The sequence below is a fragment of the Archangium sp. genome (assembly GCF_036388035.1).
Classification (GTDB): domain Bacteria; phylum Myxococcota; class Myxococcia; order Myxococcales; family Myxococcaceae; genus Archangium.
This window is the reverse complement of record NZ_DASVSO010000215.1, coordinates 1-5,203: the sequence shown is the minus strand read 5'-3', so window position 1 is coordinate 5,203 and position 5,203 is coordinate 1. Positions and strand designations below refer to the sequence as shown.

Genomic DNA, 5,203 nt, shown 5'->3' with positions numbered 1-5,203 from the left:
TGCCATTCCCGCTGCGCCTGGCCTTGGCCTTGAGCCTTGCCCTTCTCGCGGCATGCGCCACCTCGCGGGCACGGATTCCCGTGGAGGAAGGGCAGCAGCAGGTACAGGCGCCGGCAGGCGTTTCCCAACGGGCGAACGCATTCACCGTCGTTCCCCAGCAAAAAAGGGCCTCGGCGAGTGAGCCCACGTGGGCGGAGCCCCTGCCCGTGCACATCAGCACGCGGCCCGAAGGCCAGTTGCAACTCTCCTTCCCAGCTTCGCCACCCCACCCTGACCTGGAGAGACTGGGCCTGGAGGAGATACGCCCGCTACTTACGGCATTCGCGTCCTTCCGACCTCGGGCCCACCCTCGGCTGCGGCTGATGCTGGAGTCCCCGAGGACAGCCACCTCGGGCCACGGGCCTTCCGCCCCCTGGGAACTGCGACTGCGTGAGGACTTCTTCTCCCAATACGGGCCCGCGCTCCTCCCCCTACCCGAGTCCCTGGAGACAAGCCGCCTCTATCTCGCCCTCAAGCGCTCTACCCGCTACATGGATGAGGGCATCCGCGAGGCCGCTCAGGAACTCTTCAGCGATCCGGCCTTCCTGGCCAGCGTCTCACTCTCGGTGCTGGTGTACTTCGCTGCCTGGCTGGCGCCGGAGCCCCTCTTCTCCAAAGCTTTCGCCGCCGCGCTCACCGTGCGCCTGTCGCTGTTGGTGGGCGTGGTGGAACTGGGCCGCCTGGCCATGGCGTGCTTGCACCTGCACCAGGAAGCCGAGGCAGCCACCACGCCCCAGGAGTTGGAAGCAGCGGCTGAGCGCTTCAGCAAAGCGCTGGGGGGCACGACGCTTCGGGTACTGGTGGTCGTCGCCAGCCTCGGAGTGCCCCAGGTACTGCCCCAGGTGCCCAAAGGAGGCCTGTGGACCCTGCTCAGCCCGCTCCGCCATGCGCCCGCGGGCGGGCCGGCGCTGGAGTCCATTGCCTCGGTCCAACTCGTGGCCAACGGCAGTCTCGTCGTCACGGGGGTGGCGGCGGGGACCTCCGCCACGTCCTTGTGCGGCGAACTCGCCACTTGCGCGATGGTGAATGGCGCAGGCGGCGCTCCAGGCGGTAGCTCGAAGCTCTCCACCCGCTATGGCAAGCCCCACACTCGGCAGAATCCTCCGCACAACGAAGCCATCGAGGAGGAGCTGGCCACGCGTGAGGCAGCGGGACATGCCGATTTGCGGAAGAACAAGCCGCAAGTAGACGCCAGGACCCAGCCCGTCCTTGACCCGAACCCGGCGAAAGGCGTTCGCTTCCGTAAGCCGGATGCAGCCTCGGTACGACCTGATGGCATACGTCACAACACCAACTACGTCTCCAACTCCCGGGACATGAAGCGCGAGCTGGGGGCCTTCGATTCCCTGGTCCGCTCGGATCCAAAAGCCATTCACGAGTTGTACCTGCTCGATGGCACGTTGGTCAGAAGGTACATCCCTCCAGGTGTGAGCTTCCCCTAGGAGAGGAGGACAAGACGAACCATGGCACGCGCTCTGGACGTGAAGCTCTGGCGGGACGGGCTGGTCGATGCCTGCAAACACGGGGAAGAGGCTCACGCACGCGCCTTGGTACTGCAACCTGGACCGCGCAAGGCCAGGGCCTTGCTGGAAGGCATGCTGGAAGACCCGGATGCGCTCGCACGGCAGGCAGCGGCTTTTGGCCTGGGTGAGCTGGGCGGAGCCGCCAGTGCCAGGCGCCTGGAGCAACAACTGGCCCTCGAAGAGGCTCGCGAGGATTACGACGGAGCCTCAGTCGTGGAGGCCATCATCCACGCGCTGGGGCGTCTCGAGGAAGCAAGCTCACGCGCGACCCTGGTGCGCAAGTTGCGACGACTGGCCCCTGGCCCAGCCGCACTCTCGGAGGTCAATCCGCTGGCCCGCGCCTTGTGGCGCCGCCGCCACCCGGAATTGCTGCCGGTTGTCCGGGAAGCCTTGGAGCAACTCGCCCTGTCAGTGTTGAACTCCTTGCATGGCCTGGTTCTGCTCCTGGAGAAATCGCCGGAGGAACTCCGCGCGTGGGCACAGGACGTGTCGGTGCCCGTGGAGCACAAAACGGAAGTGCTCACGGTGCTCGAAGAGGAGGTGCCAGACGCCTGGTCGCCCACCCTCCCCACGTTCATCTCCGTGGCCCATTCCCTGATCGACACCGCCATGAGCCAGGATGGAGAGGCCGCTTATTACTGCGAGCGCCTGTTCTCCTTGCTCCTTCTCCATGGAGAGCACCTCCTCCCGCTTCTCCCGGATGAGGCTCGGTCCGAATTGCGTGTCGTCACCCGGGAGTTGGTGGCGGCGACTTCTCTCAACTGTTCCTCCCGGGCCGCCGCCCTTCTTCAGCACGTAGGGCACCCCGAGGATGCGCTCTTCATCGAAGCCCACCGCCCGGCCGAGCCGATCCTGGCCAGGGTCTTCGATGATGCCGCACGAGCACTCCGCGGTCTCCAGAAGGGTTGAGGCAGGACGGGCGGTATGTTCTGAGGGGGAAGCCATGCTCCTGCCCGTCCTCCTCGCCCTCACGCTCAGCCAGACTTCCCTCTCCACCGTCTCCGAGCAGAGTGGCTGGACTCGCACCGGCCGCTACGCGGAGGTGGAGTCCCTCTGCCGCGCCTTCCCCCAGCGCTACCCCGGCAAGGTGCGCTGCGACACCTTCGGCACCACCCCCGAGGGCCGCCCCCTGCTCGCCCTGGTGGCCAGCGCGGACGGCACCCTCACCCCCGCCGCCACCGCGAAGAAGGGCCGCCCCGTCGTCCTCTTCCAGGGTGGCATCCACGCCGGCGAAATCGACGGCAAGGACGCCGGCTTCTGGCTGCTGAGGGACCTGCTCGACGGCAAGACGCTGCCGGGCGTGCTCAAGCAGGTGACGGCCGTCTTCGTGCCCGTCTTCAACGTGGACGGCCACGAGCGCTTCGGCCCCAACCACCGTCCCAACCAGGTGGGCCCCGAGGAGATGGGCTGGCGCGTCACCGCGCAGAACCTCAACCTCAACCGCGACTACATGAAGGCGGACGCCCCGGAGATGGTGGCGCTGCTCAAGCTGCTGCACGGGTGGGATCCGCTCTTCTACGTGGACCTGCACGTCACCGACGGCGCCAAATTCGAGCACGACGTGAGCGTGCAGTTGGAGCCGCAGAAGGTGGGCCCCGAGGCCCTGCGCACCCTGGGCTCCAAGCTGCGCGAGGAGCTCTTCACCGAGCTGGAGGCCAGGGGCCACCTGCCCCTCCCCTTCTACCCGTCCTTCCGGGAGAACGATGACCCGGCCTCGGGGGTCACCTACGGCGTGTCGCCCCCGCGCTTCAGCCACCAGTACTGGGCCGCCCACCGCCGCTACGGCATCCTCGTGGAGACGCACTCGTGGAAGCCCTACGCGCACCGCGTGGCCACCACGCGCCACGTGCTGGAGGGCCTGCTGCGGCTCGTCGCCCGGGATGCCCCGGCGCTGCTGGCGGCCCAGAAGGCGGCGGACACCGAGGCAGAGTCCGGCAAGGCCCGCGAGCTGGTGCTCGCCTGGGAGAACACGGAGAAGAGCCGCCCCATCCCCTTCCGCGGCTACGCCTACCAGCGCACGCCCTCCGAGCTGACCACCCAGCCGTGGATCCGCTACGACGACTCGAAGCCGCAGGTGTGGACCCTTCCCTACTACGAGGAGCTGAAGCCGGCCCTCACCGTCACGCTGCCCACGGGAGGCTACCTCGTGCCCCCGGCGCACGCGGGGTGGGTGGCGGAGAAGCTGACGGCGCACGGGCTGCGCTTCCAGCGGCTCGGCCAGGGCGTGCCCGCGGCCGAGGTGGAGGTGTTCCGCGCCACCGAGGCCAGGCCACGCCCCACCTCCGTGGAGGGCCACCAGCTGCTGTCGGTGAAGGGCGCCTGGCAGAAGGAGACCCAGGCGCTGCCCGCGGGGACGCTCTACGTGCCGGCGGCGCAGAAGGGCCTGCCCGTGCTGGCGCACCTGCTCGAGCCGCTCGGTCCGGACTCGCTGCTCGCCTGGGGCTTCTTCAACAACCACTTCGAGCAGAAGGAGTACGTGGAGGACTACGTGCTGGAGCCCTTCGCGCGCGAGCTGCTCGCCAGGGACCCCGCCGTGAAGGCCGCCTGGGAGGAGAAGCTGAAGGACGCGGAGTTCGCCAGCAACCCTCGCGCCCGCCTGCGCTTCTTCTACGAGCGCCACCCCGCCTACGATGTGCGCTTCAACCTCTACCCCGTCTTCCGCACGGACTCGGCCCCCGCGGGCCTCAAACCGGCGCGCTGAGGCCTTTCGGGCACGCCCTCCTCCAGGTCAACTCCCCGTCGGTTGAATCTCCCCCGGATGTCTCCTTAACGTAGGGGGAGGGAACGCATGCCGGCCCCAAGAGGACGATGAAGAACGAACGCGACCTGCTCCTGCAGGCCATCGCCGTGCTGGAGGCCCAGCGCCCGACCCTGGGTGACGAGGCCACCGAGGCCGCTCTGGCGACCTTGCGCGCACGGCTCGCGGCCCTGGCCTCCCGCGTCCCCCTGGAGCGCCGCCACGTCACCGTCCTCTTCGGCGATCTCTGCGGCTTCACCGCCCTGAGCGAGCGGATGGACCCGGAGGACGTCAGCGAGCTGATGAACCGCCTCTGGGAGCGCGTGGACGCGGCCATCGTCCGGCACGGGGGGCGCATCGACAAGCACATCGGCGACGCCGTCATGGCCCTCTGGGGCGCGGAGGGCTCCCACGAGGACGACGCCGAGCAGGCCATCCACGCCGCCCTCGACATCCAGGCCCAGCTCGACTCCTTCCTCGCCGGCCCCCCCGAGGGCCTGCACATGCGCATCGGCGTCCACACCGGCCCGGCGCTCCTGGGCGTGGTGGGCACGCTCGGGGAGCTCACGGTGATGGGCGACACCGTCAACACCGCCAGCCGCCTGGAGCAGGCCGCGCCCGAGGGCGGCATCCTCATCTCCCAAGGCACCTGGCGCCACGTGAGCGGCGCCTTCGAGGCCGAGCCCCTTCCCCCCCTGCGCCTCAAGGGCAAGCAGGAGCCGCTCCAGGTGTACCGGGTGACGGCGGCCCGGCCACGTGCCTTCCAACGCCAGGGGCGGGGCCTGGAGGGCATCTGGGCCCGGCTCGTGGGACGCGAGGAGGAGTCTCGCCACCTGCGCTCCGCCCTCACCGCGGCGCTCTCCGGCGGCGGCTGCCAGCGCGTCACCCTCACCGGCGAGGCGGG

At 69.2% G+C, this 5,203-nt stretch carries 4 protein-coding genes; all 4 read left to right on the top strand.

Translation table 11 applies throughout. The features are described 5' to 3' along the window. The first annotated feature begins 362 nt into the window (after positions 1-362). Positions 363-1,481 (top strand): hypothetical protein, encoded by a 1,119-nt coding sequence (locus VF697_RS09395; protein ID WP_331093426.1) that lies wholly within the window; start codon positions 363-365, stop codon positions 1,479-1,481. Between the two features lie 21 nt (positions 1,482-1,502). After that, positions 1,503-2,471, top strand: a complete 969-nt coding sequence (locus VF697_RS09390; protein ID WP_331093424.1) for a hypothetical protein — start codon at positions 1,503-1,505, stop codon at positions 2,469-2,471. A 34-nt stretch (positions 2,472-2,505) separates the two neighbouring features. Next, the gene (locus VF697_RS09385) at positions 2,506-4,263 is read left to right on the top strand and encodes a M14 family metallopeptidase (protein WP_331093422.1); all 1,758 of its coding nucleotides are present in this window, start codon (positions 2,506-2,508) and stop codon (positions 4,261-4,263) included. Between the two features lie 107 nt (positions 4,264-4,370). Then, positions 4,371-5,203, top strand: an 833-nt coding sequence (locus VF697_RS09380) for an adenylate/guanylate cyclase domain-containing protein (protein ID WP_331093420.1), incomplete at its 3' end; no start/stop codon positions are given.

Bases quoted from the DNA above. Each gene is read 5' to 3' on its own strand.
- VF697_RS09385 (WP_331093422.1), top strand. From the start codon at position 2,506: ATGCTCCTGCCCGTCCTCCTCGCCCTCACGCTCAGCCAGACTTCCCTC.
- VF697_RS09390 (WP_331093424.1), top strand. From the start codon at position 1,503: ATGGCACGCGCTCTGGACGTGAAGCTCTGGCGGGACGGGCTGGTCGAT.
- VF697_RS09395 (WP_331093426.1), top strand. From the start codon at position 363: ATGCTGGAGTCCCCGAGGACAGCCACCTCGGGCCACGGGCCTTCCGCC.